This window comes from Pseudomonas sp. ADAK2, assembly GCF_012935755.1.
In the GTDB taxonomy this organism is placed as follows: Bacteria; Pseudomonadota; Gammaproteobacteria; order Pseudomonadales; family Pseudomonadaceae; genus Aquipseudomonas.
In genome coordinates, this window is the sequence record NZ_CP052862.1 from 3,806,471 (window position 1) to 3,822,861 (window position 16,391).

Below are 16,391 nucleotides of genomic sequence, written 5' to 3' on the forward strand. Positions count from 1 at the left end.
AGGCTCCTCAAAAGGTCCGTGGATTACTCGTCAGCGTTATCGCTGTTGTCGCTGTCATCACTATCAGCGCTTTCAGCGCCTTCGTGCTCAGGACGGTCGCGACGCTCACGGCGCTCACTGCGGTTTTCTTCAGCCTTGAGCATCTCGGATTGGCCGGTAACGGCTTCTTCGCGACGGATGACCAGGTTACGGATCACTGCATCGTTGTAGCGGAAGTTGTCTTCCAGCTCGGCCAGGGCCTTGCCAGTGCATTCAACGTTCAGCATCACGTAGTGAGCCTTGTGAACATTGTTGATTGCATAGGCCAGTTGACGACGGCCCCAATCTTCCAGACGGTGGATTTTGCCGCCGTCTTCTTCGATCAGCTTGGTGTAACGCTCTACCATGCCGCCGACTTGCTCGCTTTGATCCGGGTGGACCAAAAAGATGATTTCGTAATGACGCATGAATGCTCCTTACGGGTTGTAGCCTGCCGTTCAAAAACGGTCAGACAAGGAGTGAATGACACTTATGGACTTGCTTGCGATAGACACATGCGTGCCTGCCGTCACAGCAAGGGGCGCAATTGTAGAGAAGGGACTGGAGAGGTGCAAGGCAATTGGTGATTATTTGAACAGTTCGTTCACCCACCTATTTTCGCCACCCCACAAACCACTGTAGGAGCAAAGCTTGCTCGCGATGAGGGCGCAACATTCAACATTGATGCTGAATGTTACACCGCTATCGCGAGCAAGCTTTGCTCCTACAGACAGCAGTGTGTCAGGACTTTTTGGTGGCAGCCTTGACGCTGCGCTGGCGCTGGGCTTCGAACAGGCAAACGCCAGTCGCCACGGAAACGTTGAGGCTGCTGACGCTGCCGGTCATCGGCAAGTGCACCAGGTAGTCGCACAGATCGCGAGTCAGGCGACGCATGCCGCTGCCTTCGGCGCCCATGATCAGGATGGTCGGGCCGGTCATGTCTTGCTGATACAGACTCTGCTCGGCCTCGCCCGCCGTACCGACGACCCACAAGCCGCGCTGCTTGAGTTTCTCAAGCGTGCGCGCCAGGTTGGTCACCGCAACCAATGGAATCACTTCCGCCGCGCCGCAGGCCACTTTACGCACTGTCGGGGTCAGGGTGGCTGACTTGTCTTTCGGCACGATCACCGCCAACGCACCGGCCGCATCGGCCGAACGCAGGCAAGCGCCGAGGTTGTGCGGGTCGGTCACGCCGTCGAGCACCAGCAGCAACGGTGCGCCTTCGGATCGGTCCAGCAGCTCGTCGAGCATCGCCTCGCCCCAGACCTGGCTCGGACTCACGTCCGCGACCACGCCCTGGTGCACGCCGTCGACCCAGGCATCCAGCTCGCGACGCTCGGCGTTACCGACGGCGACACGATTTTCGGCTGCCAACGCGATCAGCGTCTGAACCCGCGGATCGCTGCGGCCTTCAGCCAGCCAGATCTGTTTGACGCGTTTCGGGTGGTGACGCAGCAACGCTTCTACCGCATGCACGCCGTAGATTTTTTCCAACTGACTCATGACTTGGCCTTAGGTTTACGCGCCCCACCGCTTTTGGCAGCTGGAGCCGAGCCCGATTTTGGCGGGCCTTTACGGTGTTTACTGGCCGGCTTGCCGCCGGGAGCCTTGTCAGGCGCCGACCGTCCGGTCTTTCCCCCAGACGCCGCTTTACCGCCGCTTTTCGCTTCAGACAGCAACGCCTGCTTCATTTCACGGCTTTTGCGCAGCTCGGCGTTTTTCGCCGCCGCATCGCTTGGGCGATAGGCTTCAGGCGCTTTTTCCTTGGCAGGACGACGACCGGTTTTTGCCGGGGCCGGCTCTGCTGCAGCGGCGGTTTTCGCCGCAGGCGCTGTGGTTTCGGCGCCGCGTTTCTTGCGGCCGATCGGCGCACTGATGGTCTTTTCAGCCATCTCGAAGTCGATTTTGCGTTCGTCGAGGTCAACGCGCATCACGCGCACTTCAACAGTGTCGCCGAGGCGGAAGCTACGACCGGTACGCTCACCGGCGAGGCGGTGGTGCACAGGATCGAAGTGGTAGTAATCCCCCGGCAGCGCGGTGACGTGCACCAAGCCTTCGACGTAGATATCGGTCAGCTCGACGAACAGGCCAAAACCGGTCACGGCGGTGATCACACCCGGGAACGATTCGCCCACGCGGTCTTTCATGAACTCGCACTTGAGCCAGTTCACCACGTCGCGGGTCGCTTCGTCGGCACGGCGTTCGCTCATCGAGCACTGCTCGCCGAGCTGCTCCAGGGCCGCTTCGTCGTACGGATAGATCCGCGCTTTCGGAATGGTCATCGCGCCGGCACGACGAACGTGCGGCGTGTCTTGCTTGGAATGGATAACACTGCGGATCGCCCGGTGCGTGAGCAAGTCCGGGTAGCGGCGGATCGGCGAGGTGAAGTGGGTATAGGCTTCGTAATTCAGGCCGAAGTGGCCCTGGTTATCGGCGCTATACACCGCCTGGCTCAACGAGCGCAGCATGACGGTCTGGATCAGGTGGAAATCCGGACGGTCCTTGATGCTCGCCAGCAAGGCCTGGTAATCCTTCGGCGACGGGCCGTCCTTGCCTTTGTGCAGGGACAGGCCGAGCTCGCCAAGGAAGGCGCGCAGTTTTTCCAGACGCTCCGGTGGCGGACCGTTGTGCACGCGATACAGCGCAGGAATTTCGTGTTTCTTCAGGAATTCAGCAGTGGCCACGTTGGCCGCCAGCATGCACTCCTCGATCAGTTTGTGCGCATCGTTACGCACGGTCGGACGGATTTCGGCAATCTTGCGCTCAGTGCCGAAGATGATCCGGGTTTCCTGAGTTTCAAAATCGATCGCCCCCCGCACGTGACGAGCGGCCAGCAGCACTTTGTACAGTGCGTAAAGCTGCTTGAGGTGCGGCAGAACGTCGGTGTACTCGCCACGAAGCTGACGCGCCTCGGTGAGTTTCGGCGTTTCCAGCATCGCGCTGACCTTGTTATAGGTCAGGCGAGCGTGGGAGTGAATCACCGCTTCGTAGAAGCAGTAGTCGGTCATCTCGCCGGATTTGGAGATGGTCATCTCGCAAACCATGGCCAGGCGATCGACGTGCGGGTTCAGCGAGCACAGGCCGTTGGACAGCTGCTCAGGCAGCATTGGCACAACGCGCTCGGGGAAGTACACCGAGTTACCGCGAACCTGGGATTCGTTGTCCAGCGCCGAACCGATCTTCACGTAGCTGGAGACGTCGGCAATTGCCACGTACAACTTCCAGCCGCCGGAGAACAGGCGCAGCTTGCCTGGCTTGGATTCGCAATAAACGGCGTCATCGAAGTCCCGCGCATCTTCACCGTCGATGGTTACGAACGGCAGATGGCGCAGGTCGACGCGCTTCTCTTTGTCTTTCTCTTCGACTTCAGGCTTGAGCTTGGCGGCTTCTTTGAGCACAGCCTCAGGCCATACGTGCGGGATATCGTACGCGCGCAGGGCGACGTCGATTTCCATGCCCGGCGCCATGTAGTTACCCACGACTTCAACCACGTCGCCTTGCGGCTGGAAGCGTGGCGTTGGCCAGTGAGTGATCTTCACTTCGACGAACTGACCGATATTGGCATTGGCGTTGCGACCCGGGGTGACCAGCACTTCTTGCTGGATCTTCGGGTTATCCGCAACCACGAAGCCGATACCGCCTTCTTCGAAGTAACGGCCGACGATAGTCTCGTGGGCACGGGAAACGACTTCGACGATCATGCCTTCGCGGCGACCGCGACGGTCCAGGCCGGAAACACGGGCCAGAGCACGGTCGCCGTCGAACACCAGACGCATTTGCGCCGGGCTCATGAACAGGTCGTCACTGCCGTCGTCCGGAACCAGGAAGCCGAAACCGTCACGGTGACCGCTGATGCGGCCCAGGATCAGGTCGAGCTTATCCACAGGCGCATAGGTGCCGCGACGGGTATAGATCAGTTGAGCGTCGCGCTCCATGGCGCGCAGGCGGCGACGCAGGGCTTCGAGCTGGTCTTCTGTGGTCAGACCAAACTCCTCGACCAACTGCTCGCGGTTAGCAGGCGAACCTCGATCAGCAAGGTGCTGAAGGATCAGTTCGCGGCTAGGAATAGGGTTTTCATATTTTTCCGCTTCACGAGCGGCCTCGGGATCGAGGGACTGCCAATCGGCCATTAGAGAGTTTTCACCTTGTCTATATGCGGGTTAGTTTGGCATAGGCGTAATGAAACGGGAAATTTCAGGCTGTGACAGCCCATCTAAAGCCCTTTATCGACACCGCGAAGCTGATTTAAATGCCGCTGGAGAAATTTTCCAGGTTTTTTTAGCGACAGGGGTTTACAGTTAAAAAGACGCTCCGTATAGTGCGCGCCATCGACGACGCACTAGCGTTGCCGATACTGCCCAGATGGTGAAATTGGTAGACACGCCAGCTTCAGGTGCTGGTGACCGCAAGGTCGTGGAAGTTCGAGTCTTCTTCTGGGCACCAATTTCGAGCTTGAGATTAGATCAATTTCAAGGCTCACACAAAAACCCGCGAAAGCGGGTTTTTTGCATTCAGGGCTTCTGATTTATTAAAACCAAATCAGGGGTTTACAGATCAAAATGCTCTCCGTATAGTGCGCCACATCAACAGCGGCAACGTTGCTGATACTGCCCAGATGGTGAAATTGGTAGACACGCCAGCTTCAGGTGCTGGTGACCGCAAGGTCGTGGAAGTTCGAGTCTTCTTCTGGGCACCAATTCAAATTTCAGAGTCGATCTGGAATTTCACAAAAACCCGCGAAAGCGGGTTTTTGCGTTTCTGGCTTTCAAAAACCCGGAACTGCGCAAGCCCACACCCTCCTGTAGCAGCTGGCGAAGCCTGCGTTCGGCTGCGCAGCAGTCGTAAACCTGCGCACCAGTTTCTTCCGAATGACCGTATTCTATGATTTCGCGACTGCTGCGCAGCCGAACGCAGGCTTCGCCAGCTGCTACAAAGGCCCGCCTCCCCCCTGTAGCAAAGCCTCGCCAGCCCCCGCAAAGCGCACTTGAGAAACAATATCGTTTATCATTGTTGCAAGTTTTTGCAATGCGACAGTGAGGAACCCTGCGAATGATGTTTCGAAATACCCTGCGCCGTAGCCTGACCTTTACCCTGCTCGGCCTGGCGCTCGCCACTCCCCTCACCCAAGCCGCCGACCCGGTTTCCCTGACGCTCTACAACGGCCAACACAAGGAAGTCGGCGATGCGGTCGCCAAAGCCTTCGAAGCCAAGACCGGGATTCACGTCAACGTGCGCAAGGGCAGCAGCAACCAGCTCGCCAGCCAGGTCGTCGAAGAAGGCGATCGCTCCCCCGCTGACGTGATCTATACCGAAGAATCGCCGCCGCTGAACAAACTGGGCGAACAAGGCCTGCTGGCCCAGACCGACGCCACCACCCTCGCCGTCCTGCCGAAAGACTACGTCGCCGGCAACGGCACCTGGATCGGCATCACCGCACGGGTCCGCGTGGTCGCCTTCAACCCGAAGCTGGTCGATGAAAAAGACCTGCCCAAATCGGTGATGGAATTCTCCGATCCAAAATGGCAAGGCAAAGTCGGTTTCGTGCCGACCAGCGGCGCGTTCCAGGAACAGGCCGTGGCGATTATCAAGACCCACGGCATGGACGCTGCCGAAGAATGGCTGACCGGCCTGCGCGCCTTCGGCAAGGTCTATAGCAACAATATGGTTGCGCTGAAAGCCGTGGAAAACGGCGAAGTCGCCACCGTGCTGGTGAACAACTATTACTGGTTCGCCCTGCAGCGTGAAAAAGGCCAGCTCGATTCGAAACTGCATTACTTCACCGGCGGCGACGTCGGCGGATTGATCACCGTCTCCAGCGCGGCCGTGCTGAAGTCCAGCAAACATCCCAAAGAAGCCCAGCAATTCCTCGCCTACATGGCCAGCGAAGAAGGTCAGCGCGTGATTACCCAGACCACCGCCGAATACCCACTGCACAAAGGCATGGAATCGGACCGCGGGCTCAAGCCGTTCAGCGAACTCGAAGCGCCGAAAGTCACCCCGGCCGACCTCGGCAATGCCGAAGAAGCCCTGGACCTGGAACGTGACGTTGGCTTGAACTGATGAGCGCATCGTTATCCGCCCCCGCCGCGCGCGGGGGTTACGTGCCACGGCGCAAACGGCCGTCGATCTGGTTGCTGCTACCGGTGTTGCTGCTGGTGGTGCTCAGCCTGTTGCCGCTGGCGTATGTCGGGCTCAAGACCTGGCAGGCTGGTTGGGCCGAGGCGCTGCATTTGCTGTGGCGGCCGTATGTGTTTGGCCTGCTGCGCAACACGTTGTCGCTGATGGTTGGCGTGACGCTGGCTTGCGGCGTGATCGGTCTATCGCTGGCCTGGTTGCTGGAACGGAGCAATCTGAAGGGCCGGCGGCTGTGGGGCGTAATCCTGTGCTTACCGTTTGCCGTTCCGGCATTCGTCAGCAGCTTTACCTGGGTTTCCCTCAGCGCGCATTTCGAGGGCTTGGGCGGGGCAATTCTGGTGATGACCCTGTCCAAGTATCCGCTGGTGTTTCTGCCAGTGGCGGCAACCCTGCGCAATCTTGATCCATCGCTGGAAGAATCCGCCCGCACCCTGGGGCAGAATCGCTGGGGCGTGTTTTTCCGGATCACCCTGCCGCTGCTCTGGCCGTCCTTGCTGGCCGGCTCGCTGCTGATTGCGCTGCACATGCTGGTGGAATTCGGCGCGCTGTCGATCATCGGCCTGCAAACGTTCACCACGGCGATTTATCAACAGTTTGAACTGGAGTTCAGTAACGCCAACGCGGCGATGCTGTCGGCGGTGTTGCTGGCGTTGTGTCTGGTGCTGCTGTGGCTGGAGCTGCGGGTGCGTGGCAAGGGTCGACATGTGCGGACCGGCCAAGGTGCCGCGCGACATGCAGAACAAGTTCGCCTGGGACCATGGGCCGTGGCGGGACAGGTTTATTGCCTGGCATTGGCGATTATCGGCAGCGGCATTCCGCTAGGGATGCTGGCGTACTGGCTGGCGGTTGGCTCGTCAGCTGCTTTCCCGATAGCGGCAATCAGCGAGGCGCTGCTGTCATCCCTGGCGCTATCGCTGGGTGGTGCCGCGCTGTGCCTGGTGCTGGCGGTACCTGTGGGCTTGCTGGTGGTGCGTTACAAAGGCCAATTGGCAATCTGGGCCGAGCGCTTGCCGTATCTGCTGCACGCGCTCCCTGGCCTGGTGATTGCGCTGACCCTGGTGTATTTCGCCCTGCACTACGTGCCGGCGCTGTACCAGACGTCGACACTATTGCTGATCGCTTATGCGCTGCTGTTCCTGCCGCTGGCCCAGGCGCCGATTCGCACGGCGCTGAACAAGGCCGCACCGCAACTGGAAGAGGCGGCACGCACGCTGGGCGCGTCGTCGTTCAGCGCGTTTTGCCGCGTGACCTTGCCGATCATCTTCCCCGCATTGGGCGCGGCGTTTGCGCTGGTGTTTCTGGATGCGATGAAAGAACTGACGGCCACGCTGCTGCTGAGCCCGACCGGGCTGAATACGCTGGCGACCGAAGTGTGGGCGCATACCGCGAACGTGGAGTTTGCGGCGGCGGCGCCTTACGCGGCGTTGTTGATTCTGGTGTCGGGGTTGCCGGTGTACCTGTTAACAACTCGAATGTATTTGAGCCGCTGAAAAGCATCGCGGGCAGGCCTTGCTCCTACAGGGATCACGCATATCCCGTAGGAGCAAGGCTTGCCCGCGATGGCGCCAGCCCAGACAACGAAAATCCTAAGCCCTGAACTGCCCCAGACTCGCCTTCAACTGCGCCGCCAATCCATCCAGCACTTTGCCGCTGGCCGTGGTTTCCACCACCGCCTGAGCCGCTTTTTCAGCCTGTGCGTGAATGGTTTCCACCCGACCGCGCACCGCTTGCGCGCCTTGGGCCTGATGCGCCGCTGCCTGGGTCGCCAGGCCGATCGCCGCGTGCACCTGCTCGACCGAGACCTGCACCGACTGCTGCAACCGCGCACTGTCGCGCAATACCAGCAAACCTTCACTGGCCTGACGCCCGGCCTGACCGATCGCCGCCACCGCCTCACGCGCGCCTTGCTGCAAGGCCACGATATGCGCCTGGATATCGCCGGTAGAGCTTTGCGTCTTGCTCGCTAGCGCTCGCACTTCATCTGCCACAACGGCGAACCCACGACCGGTCTCACCCGCCCGCGCCGCCTCGATAGCGGCGTTCAGCGCCAGCAGGTTGGTTTGCTCGGCGATCCCGTGAATCACTGTCAGCACCACTTCAATCTGTTCACTTTGCTGCGCCAGGCGTTCGATGACTTTCGCGCCAGTGTCGACCTGCCCGGCCAGCGCCTCGATCAGGCTGCCGACCTTGGCCGAAGTCCGGGTGTTCTCATCGGTGGCCGAACGGATATCTACCACCTGCTGCAAGGCTGCCTGCATCGCATGGCTTTCCGACTGTGCCTCATCGGCCATTTGCGACAACGCGCGCAGGCTCTCGGCGACTTCATCACGCTGCATGCCTGCCGCTTTATCGGCCCCGGCATTGCGCAAGGTCATGGCACCGATTTCCACGCCGGTACGCTGGGCCACGTCGCCCGCTTCGCGCACGATCGGCTGCAACTTATCCACAAAGCGATTGACCGCCGAGGCCATGTCGCCGATTTCGTCCTTGCTGTTGATCTGCACACGCTTGGTCAGGTCACCCTCACCCGCCGCCAGATCATCCATGGCCGCAATCAGCAGCTTCAGGCGATTGACCACGCGACGACCCAGCACCACGGCCAACAAAAGCAACACGCCGAAACCGACCACCGCCAGGCCCATGCCGATGCGCCAGCGCAAGGTGCCCGCCGCTTCCTGCACGGTACTGGTGGTATTGGCCTGCATTTGAGAAGCCGTGGACTGCGCCGACTTCAGGCGCGCGCCCATTGCTGCTGCGCTGTCAGCGGCTGCGCCTTTGAGGCTGTCGCCGACCAGTTGATCACTGCTGGCGATCAACGCCGAGAAGCGCTTGTCGAGGGCCGCCAGATCGACTTCCACGGACGCGGTGGAGACGCCCATCAAGACCTTGCCGATTTCCACGCCATTGGGGCTGATTGAGGCTTCGAGGTAGTAGACCGATGGATCGTTCTTCGCCGCATCCAGCACTTTGTCCAATGCGCGCTCGCCCTGGCCTTTCTCCAGCAGCGCTTTGTTGATCGGGTTCTCGCGATTCAAATAGCGCGTCAGGTGCTGGCCGGTGGCGTCGTCGTAAATCACGAACAGCACGTTTGGATTGCGCTGGGCCCGGCGGGCGAATTCGGACAGGGTAGGCACGTCGCTGTCCCACATGGCGCGGGGTGCGACCGAGGCCAGGAGCTGAGCCATGTCATTGGCAGAGTCCTTCAGGTCTTTTTCCAAAGTCGTACGTAACTGCGCCTGTTCGTCCTTCAGACGTGAGGACAAACCGGCAGTGAGTCGCTGACGGGTGTTGGTTGACAGACTGTCCAGGCTCGACGTGACTTCACGCCCCGCCTGCTCCAGTTCACCAGACAGCTTTTGACTGTCAGCCCCCAAGCGCACGCCGAGATCGGCTTCCAGCGCAGTGACCGTGCTCCGAGTCAGGGCGACGGCAACCAGCACTTGCACCAAAAGGGCGATACCAAGGGTAACGAACACAGGCCGCAGAAGACGGCTTTGTAACAGTGAGAGAATGGCTGACACTTAAAATCCCTCTGCTTGGCGCCATTAAATTGATGGCGCACTGGAAGCGATGCTTTTAATCAACATCACAGCAAAGGTCGTGCCGTCCGACAGACAGATACGACAAAGGCCCCAAATGAGGGGCCTTTGTGTTTTATATCAACGACTTATTAAGCGAACGGATGGCGCAGAACGATGGTTTCGTTGCGGTCCGGGCCCGTCGAAATAATGTCAATCGGCGCACCGACCAACTCTTCAACGCGTTTGATGTAGTTGCGAGCGGCTTGCGGCAGCTCTTCCAGGGTCTTGGCACCGACGGTGGATTCGGTCCAGCCTGGCATCTCTTCGTACACTGGCTCGAGGCCGATGTAGCTGTCGGCGTCGGTCGGTGCGTCGATCACTGCACCATCCTGGTTCTTGTAGCCGACACAGATGTTGATGGTTTCCAGGCCGTCCAGCACGTCCAGCTTGGTCAGGCACAGGCCCGAGATGCTGTTGACGTCGATAGCGCGACGCAGGATGACGGCATCGAACCAGCCGCAACGACGGGCACGACCGGTGGTAGCGCCGAACTCGTGGCCACGCTTGGCCAGGAAGGCACCAACGTCGTCGAACAATTCAGTCGGGAACGGGCCCGACCCAACGCGAGTGGTGTAGGCCTTGGTGATGCCGAGGATGTAATCCAGGTACATCGGACCGAAACCCGAACCGGTGGCGATGCCGCCCGCGGTGGTGTTGGAGCTGGTGACGTACGGGTAGGTACCGTGGTCGATGTCCAGCAGGGAGCCTTGGGCGCCTTCGAACATGATGTCTTTGCCAGCGCGACGCAGCTCGTGCAGCTCAGCGGTGACGTCGAGCATCATCGGCTTGAGCAGCTCGGCGTATTCCATGCACTCGTCGAGTGTCTTCTGGAAGTCGATCGCTGGCTCTTTGTAGTAATTGACCAGGACGAAGTTGTGGTAATCCAGCAACTCGCCCAGCTTGGCGGCGAAACGCTCACGATGGAACAGGTCACCGATGCGCAGGCCGCGACGGGCAACTTTATCTTCGTAAGCCGGGCCGATGCCGCGACCGGTCGTACCGATCTTCAGCTCGCCACGGGCCTTTTCACGTGCCTGGTCCAGCGCGACGTGATAGGACAGGATCAGCGGGCAGGACGGGCTGATACGCAGGCGCTCGCGCACCGGTACGCCTTTCTCTTCCAGCTTGATGATCTCGCGCAGCAGAGCGTCCGGTGCAACCACCACGCCGTTGCCGATCAGGCACTGCACGCCTTCGCGCAGCACGCCCGACGGGATCAGGTGCAAGACGGTTTTCTCGCCGTCGATCACCAGGGTGTGACCCGCGTTGTGGCCACCTTGGTAGCGCACTACGGCGGCAGCATGTTCGGTCAGCAGATCAACGATCTTGCCTTTGCCCTCATCACCCCATTGGGTGCCCAGGACTACGACATTCTTACCCATAACACTTGTCCTCATTCGCGCAAACTTGGTGCCGGCAGCCGCCGGCAGGAAAACTCAAGAAGCCAGCGGCAATACTTGCCAAAGCCCGTTCTGCTGAATCAATTGCCGGTCGCAGTCCGCTTCACGGGCGGCGGCCAATGGTTGCCCAGGCAACGCCTGAACGACACGCTGACCCTCACTGCGCAACTGGCAAACCTGCTGCCAGAGTGCCGCATCCGTACTGTCAGGCATCCAGATACCGCCAGACGGTAACTCGATCTCAGCACGCCCCAGGGTCACCAGGGTTTTCAAATCGGTGGAGAAGCCGGTTGCCGGACGGGCACGACCGAAGTCGGCGCCGATGTCGTCGTAACGACCGCCCTGGGCAATGGACTGGCCAACACCCGGCACGAACACGGCGAACACCACACCGGTGTGGTAGTGGTAGCCGCGCAATTCGCCCAAGTCGAAGTAAAGCGGTAATTCCGGGAAACGCGTAGACAGACGATCGGCGATGGCCAGCAAGTCTTCCAGCGCCGCCAGTACCGGTGCCGGCGCATTGGCCAGACGCTCACGGGCAGCGCTCAATACTTCACGGCCGCCACACAGATCGACCAGCGCGCGCAGCATGCCCGACAGCTCGGCAGGCAGACCTTCGGTCAAGGTAATGACCTCGTCGATGGCCTTGCGTTGCAAGGCGTCGAACAATTGTTGTTCGGTTTCACCGGACAAACCGGCCGCACGGGCCAGGCCACGGTAGATACCAACATGACCGAGGTCCATGTGCACGTCCGGCACATCGGCCAGTTGCAGCATGGCCAGCATCAGGCTGATGACTTCCACGTCGCTGCTCGGGCTGGCATCGCCGTACAACTCGGCGCCCAACTGAATCGGGCTGCGCGAAGACGACAAGGCCCGCGGCTGCGCATGCAGCACGCTGCCGGCGTAGCACAGGCGGCTCGGACCTTCGCGACGCAGGGTGTGCGCATCGATGCGCGCCACTTGCGGCGTGATGTCGGCACGGAAACCCATCTGCCGGCCCGATTGCGGGTCGATGACCTTGAAGGTACGCAGATCCAGGTCCTGGCCCGCGCCGGTCAGCAGGGATTCCAGGTACTCGATATGGGGAGTCACGACAAACTCGTAACCCCAGCTCTGGAACAGATCCAACACCTGGCGACGCGCGACTTCAATGCGCGCCGCTTCTGGTGGCAGTACTTCTTCGATGCCATCTGGCAGCAGCCAGCGGTCTACCGTTGCCATTACGCCATTCCCCTATGATCCGGGCGGCCAGCCGTTGGGCGAGCCTTGAGTGAAGCAGAAAATGATCGGCCCATGTGCAAACAACGCGCATGAACGACGTGGCGAAAAGCCTGAAATCGGCTTCGCCAACCACTTTCCTCGAAAAACCTGTCGAGTCATTCAACTCGGGCGCCCACTAAAAACCACAATCAAACGTGCAGACGCAAAAAAGCCGGGAATTTCCCGGCTGCCGCATCATACACACGTTTTCCCAAAGGATCACCCCGCCCGAGGTTTTAGCCGCCAGGCGGGGGATGATTCAGGTCAACGCGGTATCAAGGCTTGGCTTTTTCCAGGTAACGGAAGAAGTCGCTGCTTGGGTCCAGGACCATGACGTCGGTTTTGTTCGCGAAGCTTTCACGGTAGGCACGCAGGCTACGGTAGAACGCGTAGAACTCCTGGTCCTGGCCGTAGGCCTTGGAGTAGATCGCAGCAGCCTGGGCGTCACCGTCACCGCGAACCTCTTCGGATTCACGATAGGCTTCGGCCAGCAACACCCGGCGTTGACGATCGGCGTCGGCACGGATGCCTTCGGCCAGCTCGTTACCCTTGGCGCGGTGCTCGCGAGCTTCACGCTCACGCTCGGTGCTCATACGTTCGAACACGCTGCGGTTTACTTCTTTCGGCAGGTCGATGGCCTTGACCCGAACATCGACAACTTCAATGCCCAGCTCTTTTTCCGCCATCTTGTTCAGCGAAGCGGTGATGTCCGACATCAACGCGTCACGCTCACCGGAAACCACTTCATGCAGGGTGCGCTTACCAAACTGGTCACGCAGACCCGATTCCAGACGACGGGACAGACGCTCGTCGGCAATCTGCTTGAGGCCGGATGTCGCGGTGTAGAAGCGCTCGGCATCTTTGACGCGCCACTTGGCGTAGGCATCGACCATGACGGCTTTCTTTTCCAGCGTCAGGAAGCGTTGTGTCGGTGCATCCAGCGTCATCAGGCGTGCGTCGAATTTGCGCACCTGGTTAACGTAAGGCACTTTCACATGCAGGCCCGGCTGAACATCGGTCTGGACCACACGACCGAATTGCAGCATTACCGCACGCTCGGTCTGACCCACGATGTAGAAGCAGTTCCAGGCTGCGATCGCCACGACGACGCAGACAATAAGGGCGATCAGCGATTTATTGCTCATCAGCGACTCTCCCTGGTACGTGCTTGCTGTTGTTGCAGATCGGCGGCTGCACGGGCATTCGCTTCATTGCTGCTGGCTGCCGCGCCCGTTACCGGTGCGCTGGTGCTGCGGCCACTGTCGATCATCTTGTCCAGCGGCAAGTACAGCAGATTGCTCTGGCCATTCTTGTTGCCGGTCACGAGAACCTTGCTGGTGTTGGTGAAGACTTCCTGCATGGTGTCCAGGTACAGACGCTCACGGGTGACTTCAGGGGCCTTGCGGTATTCGGCGACCAGCTTGGTGAAGCGATCCGCCTCACCCTTGGCGCGCGAGACCGTCTCGTCACGGTAACCGTTGGCATCTTCAAGGATGCGCTGGGCCTGACCACGGGCTTCCGGCACGACCCCGTTGGCGTAGGTTTCAGCCTGGTTGCGCGAACGCTGCTCGTCTTCACGGGCACGGATCACGTCATCGAAGGCTTCCTGGACTTCACGCGGCGCCGCTGCGCTCTGAACGTTGACCTGGGTAACGGTGATGCCGGTGCGATAGGTATCGAGGAAGCGTTGCAGCCGCTCCTTGATTTCGCTGGCCATCAATTCACGACCTTCGGTCAGGACCTGGTCCATGTCGGTGGAACCCACCACATGGCGCAAGGCACTGTCAGTCGCGTGCTGCAGGCTGATTTCCGGCTGGTCGACGTTAAGCACGAAGTCCTGCAGGTTGCTGATCTTGTACTGCACGGTCAGTGGCACTTCGACGATGTTCTCGTCTTCAGTCAGCATCTGGCCCTGCTTGGTATAGGCACGCTCACGCGTGACGTTTTCCATGTACTTTTTATCGATCGGCGGGAAGTAGATGTTCAGGCCCGGGCCGACGGTTTCGTAGTACTTGCCGAAGCGCAGCACCACGGCTTGCTCCTGCTCGTCGACCACGTAGACCGCGCTGTACAGCCAGACGGCAGCGAGCACGACCAGGCCGATGCCGAGCAGGCCGCCGAAGCCGCCACTCTTGCCCGAACCTCCGCCGTCGTCACCGCGTTTTTTACCACCACCGAACAACCCGTTCAGGCTTTCCTGCAGCTTTCGGAAGGCCTCGTCGAGATCCGGTGGTCCCTTGCGGTCGCCGTTATTGCGGCGCTTGCCACCCCAAGGATCCTGATTATTCGAGTTGCCACCCGGCTCATTCCAAGCCATAGCGCTCTCCATCTGATAAAGCAAAGACGCACCCACGGCGCGCCGACCAATGCTACAGAATGCCTGTCACCACGGCACAACCGCTTTCTCAGGCTTTTATTGCAAAGTGTGTTGCTCGAGGAAGTCCATCGGTTGCAGGCCTTCGCGGCTTACCAGTCGATTCAACTCGACCCGAGGCAAGCGGACGGCCAGCAGGCTGATGCCTTCTTCGTCGTGTTCTTCTTTCTGTACCGCACCGAGTTCGAAAAACTGCGCACGCAGTCGAGCAAAACGTTGCGGCAAGCGCAAGGTGCCAACAAACAAATCACCGCCCAGCAACTCGGCAATGGCTTGCTCAAGCAATTCCAGACCACTGCCATCACGCGCCGACAGCCAGACCCGTTGGGGCTTGCCGTTTTCGTCACGCTGGATTTGTGGCTCAACGCCTTCAAGCAAATCGAGTTTGTTATAGACCTCGAGTATCGGCAAGTCCTGAGCTCCGATCTCGCCCAGCACCACCATCACCTGCTCGATCTGCAACATGCGATCCGGTTCGGCCGCATCGATCACGTGCAACAGCAGGTCGGAGTTGCTCGACTCTTCGAGCGTAGACCGAAATGCCTCGACCAGTTTGTGAGGCAAGTGGCGGATAAAGCCCACCGTGTCGGCCAGGACAATCGGCCCCAGGTCGTCCAGTTCCAGACGGCGCAAGGTCGGGTCCAGCGTGGCAAACAATTGGTCAGCCGCGTACACGTCGGATTTCGTCACGTTATTGAAGAGCGTGGATTTGCCGGCGTTGGTATAGCCCACCAGGGACACGGTAGGAATATCCGCACGCGAACGACCGCGTCGCGACTGTTCGCGCTGACTGCGCACTTTTTCCAGGCGGCCCTTGATCTGTCGCAGGCGAACCCGCAGCAAACGGCGGTCGGTTTCCAGCTGGGTTTCACCCGGGCCACGCATACCGATACCACCACCCTGACGCTCAAGGTGAGTCCAGCCACGAACCAGCCGGGTGCTCATGTGGTCAAGCTGGGCCAGTTCGACCTGGAGCTTGCCTTCATGGGTACGGGCGCGTTGGGCGAAAATATCGAGAATCAGACCGGTACGGTCGATCACGCGACACTCGAAAACACGTTCGAGGTTACGTTCCTGACTGGGCGTGAGGATGTGATTGAAGATGACCAGATCAGCCTCTTCGGCATGGACCAGGTCGCGCAGCTCCTCGACCTTGCCGCTGCCAATCAGGAATTTGGCAGTTGGCCGATGACGCGGCACGTTAAAAAACGCAACGGTCTCGGCGCCGGCCGAATTAGCCAATTCCTGAAACTCCTGCGGATCTTCGCGCGCCTCAGGGTCCTGTCCATCCAAGTGAACGAGGATCACTCGTTCACCACCACCGTGGCGCTCAAAGAACAAAGGAGACTCCTATCAGGCGTTACCTGGCTCAGCGTCACCCGCTTCGGATTCGGTTGCGCTAGGCAGACGAATTGGACGAACCGGTACCACTGTCGAGATAGCGTGCTTGTAAACCATCTGGCTAACGGTGTTTTTCAGCAGGATAACGAACTGGTCGAAAGACTCGATCGTGCCTTGCAGTTTGATCCCGTTGACCAGGTAGATGGACACCCCAACTTTCTCTTTACGTAAAGTATTCAAGTAAGGGTCTTGTAGCGAATGCCCTTTTGACATGTGCCG

At 59.8% G+C, this 16,391-nt stretch carries 12 protein-coding genes and 2 tRNA genes; 4 read left to right on the forward strand and 10 right to left on the reverse strand.

Annotation, left to right across the window (positions count from 1 at the left end; all coding sequences use genetic code 11):
* Nucleotides 1-23: 23 nt before the first annotated feature.
* The 3 genes from rpsF to rnr form a co-directional block, all read right to left on the reverse strand.
* A complete protein-coding gene (gene rpsF, locus HKK52_RS17585) occupies nucleotides 24-446 on the reverse strand; it encodes a 30S ribosomal protein S6 (protein WP_003217491.1) in 423 nt (140 codons plus the stop codon).
* Between the two features lie 313 nt (nucleotides 447-759).
* Complete coding sequence (gene rlmB, locus HKK52_RS17590) at nucleotides 760-1,521, reverse strand: 23S rRNA (guanosine(2251)-2'-O)-methyltransferase RlmB (protein ID WP_133839425.1); 762 nt, start codon at nucleotides 1,519-1,521, stop codon at nucleotides 760-762.
* On the reverse strand, nucleotides 1,518-4,148 hold the full coding sequence (gene rnr / locus HKK52_RS17595; protein ID WP_169371875.1) for a ribonuclease R: 2,631 nt from the start codon (nucleotides 4,146-4,148) through the stop codon (nucleotides 1,518-1,520). Before rnr ends, rlmB begins: the two co-directional genes overlap by 4 nt.
* 226 nt (nucleotides 4,149-4,374) lie before the next feature.
* Between rnr and HKK52_RS17600 the strand changes: the two genes are divergently transcribed.
* The 4 genes from HKK52_RS17600 to HKK52_RS17615 all read left to right on the forward strand — a co-directional run bounded on the left by HKK52_RS17600 (nucleotide 4,375) and on the right by HKK52_RS17615 (nucleotide 7,643).
* Nucleotides 4,375-4,461: transfer RNA gene (locus HKK52_RS17600), tRNA-Leu, on the forward strand.
* 166 nt (nucleotides 4,462-4,627) lie between these two features.
* Nucleotides 4,628-4,714 (forward strand) — tRNA-Leu (locus HKK52_RS17605).
* Between the two features lie 353 nt (nucleotides 4,715-5,067).
* Nucleotides 5,068-6,078: an extracellular solute-binding protein gene (locus tag HKK52_RS17610; RefSeq protein WP_169371876.1), complete on the forward strand. Its 1,011-nt coding sequence runs from the start codon at nucleotides 5,068-5,070 to the stop codon at nucleotides 6,076-6,078.
* Entirely contained in the window at nucleotides 6,078-7,643 is a 1,566-nt protein-coding gene (locus HKK52_RS17615) for an ABC transporter permease (protein WP_169371877.1), read from the forward strand. Before HKK52_RS17610 ends, HKK52_RS17615 begins: the two co-directional genes overlap by 1 nt.
* A 96-nt stretch (nucleotides 7,644-7,739) precedes the next feature.
* On the opposite strand, the gene HKK52_RS17620 is transcribed toward HKK52_RS17615, so the two are convergent.
* The 7 genes from HKK52_RS17620 to hfq form a co-directional block, all read right to left on the reverse strand.
* Nucleotides 7,740-9,674, reverse strand: a complete 1,935-nt coding sequence (locus HKK52_RS17620; protein ID WP_169371878.1) for a methyl-accepting chemotaxis protein — start codon at nucleotides 9,672-9,674, stop codon at nucleotides 7,740-7,742.
* 149 nt (nucleotides 9,675-9,823) lie between these two features.
* On the reverse strand, nucleotides 9,824-11,116 hold the full coding sequence (locus tag HKK52_RS17625) for an adenylosuccinate synthase (RefSeq protein WP_010464193.1): 1,293 nt from the start codon (nucleotides 11,114-11,116) through the stop codon (nucleotides 9,824-9,826).
* A gap of 54 nt (nucleotides 11,117-11,170) precedes the next feature.
* A complete protein-coding gene (locus tag HKK52_RS17630; RefSeq protein WP_169371879.1) occupies nucleotides 11,171-12,358 on the reverse strand; it encodes an ATP phosphoribosyltransferase regulatory subunit in 1,188 nt (395 codons plus the stop codon).
* 314 nt (nucleotides 12,359-12,672) lie between these two features.
* The gene (gene hflC / locus HKK52_RS17635) at nucleotides 12,673-13,542 is read right to left on the reverse strand and encodes a protease modulator HflC (protein WP_169371880.1); all 870 of its coding nucleotides are present in this window, start codon (nucleotides 13,540-13,542) and stop codon (nucleotides 12,673-12,675) included.
* Entirely contained in the window at nucleotides 13,542-14,714 is a 1,173-nt protein-coding gene (hflK, locus tag HKK52_RS17640) for an FtsH protease activity modulator HflK (protein ID WP_169371881.1), read from the reverse strand. Before hflK ends, hflC begins: the two co-directional genes overlap by 1 nt.
* Nucleotides 14,715-14,810: 96 nt before the next feature.
* Nucleotides 14,811-16,112, reverse strand: a complete 1,302-nt coding sequence (gene hflX / locus HKK52_RS17645; protein ID WP_169371882.1) for a ribosome rescue GTPase HflX — start codon at nucleotides 16,110-16,112, stop codon at nucleotides 14,811-14,813.
* Nucleotides 16,113-16,124: 12 nt separating this feature from the next.
* Nucleotides 16,125-16,385 carry an RNA chaperone Hfq gene (hfq, locus tag HKK52_RS17650; RefSeq protein WP_007902656.1) on the reverse strand — a complete coding sequence of 87 codons (261 nt, stop codon included), beginning with the start codon at nucleotides 16,383-16,385 and terminating at the stop codon, nucleotides 16,125-16,127.
* Nucleotides 16,386-16,391: the final 6 nt, after the last annotated feature.

Bases quoted from the DNA above. Each gene is read 5' to 3' on its own strand.
- rpsF (WP_003217491.1), bottom strand. From the start codon at position 446: ATGCGTCATTACGAAATCATCTTTTTGGTCCACCCGGATCAAAGCGAG.
- rlmB (WP_133839425.1), bottom strand. From the start codon at position 1,521: ATGAGTCAGTTGGAAAAAATCTACGGCGTGCATGCGGTAGAAGCGTTG.
- rnr (WP_169371875.1), bottom strand. From the start codon at position 4,148: ATGGCCGATTGGCAGTCCCTCGATCCCGAGGCCGCTCGTGAAGCGGAA.
- HKK52_RS17610 (WP_169371876.1), top strand. From the start codon at position 5,068: ATGATGTTTCGAAATACCCTGCGCCGTAGCCTGACCTTTACCCTGCTC.
- HKK52_RS17615 (WP_169371877.1), top strand. From the start codon at position 6,078: ATGAGCGCATCGTTATCCGCCCCCGCCGCGCGCGGGGGTTACGTGCCA.
- HKK52_RS17625 (WP_010464193.1), bottom strand. From the start codon at position 11,116: ATGGGTAAGAATGTCGTAGTCCTGGGCACCCAATGGGGTGATGAGGGC.
- HKK52_RS17630 (WP_169371879.1), bottom strand. From the start codon at position 12,358: ATGGCAACGGTAGACCGCTGGCTGCTGCCAGATGGCATCGAAGAAGTA.
- hflC (WP_169371880.1), bottom strand. From the start codon at position 13,542: ATGAGCAATAAATCGCTGATCGCCCTTATTGTCTGCGTCGTCGTGGCG.
- hflK (WP_169371881.1), bottom strand. From the start codon at position 14,714: ATGGCTTGGAATGAGCCGGGTGGCAACTCGAATAATCAGGATCCTTGG.
- hfq (WP_007902656.1), bottom strand. From the start codon at position 16,385: ATGTCAAAAGGGCATTCGCTACAAGACCCTTACTTGAATACTTTACGT.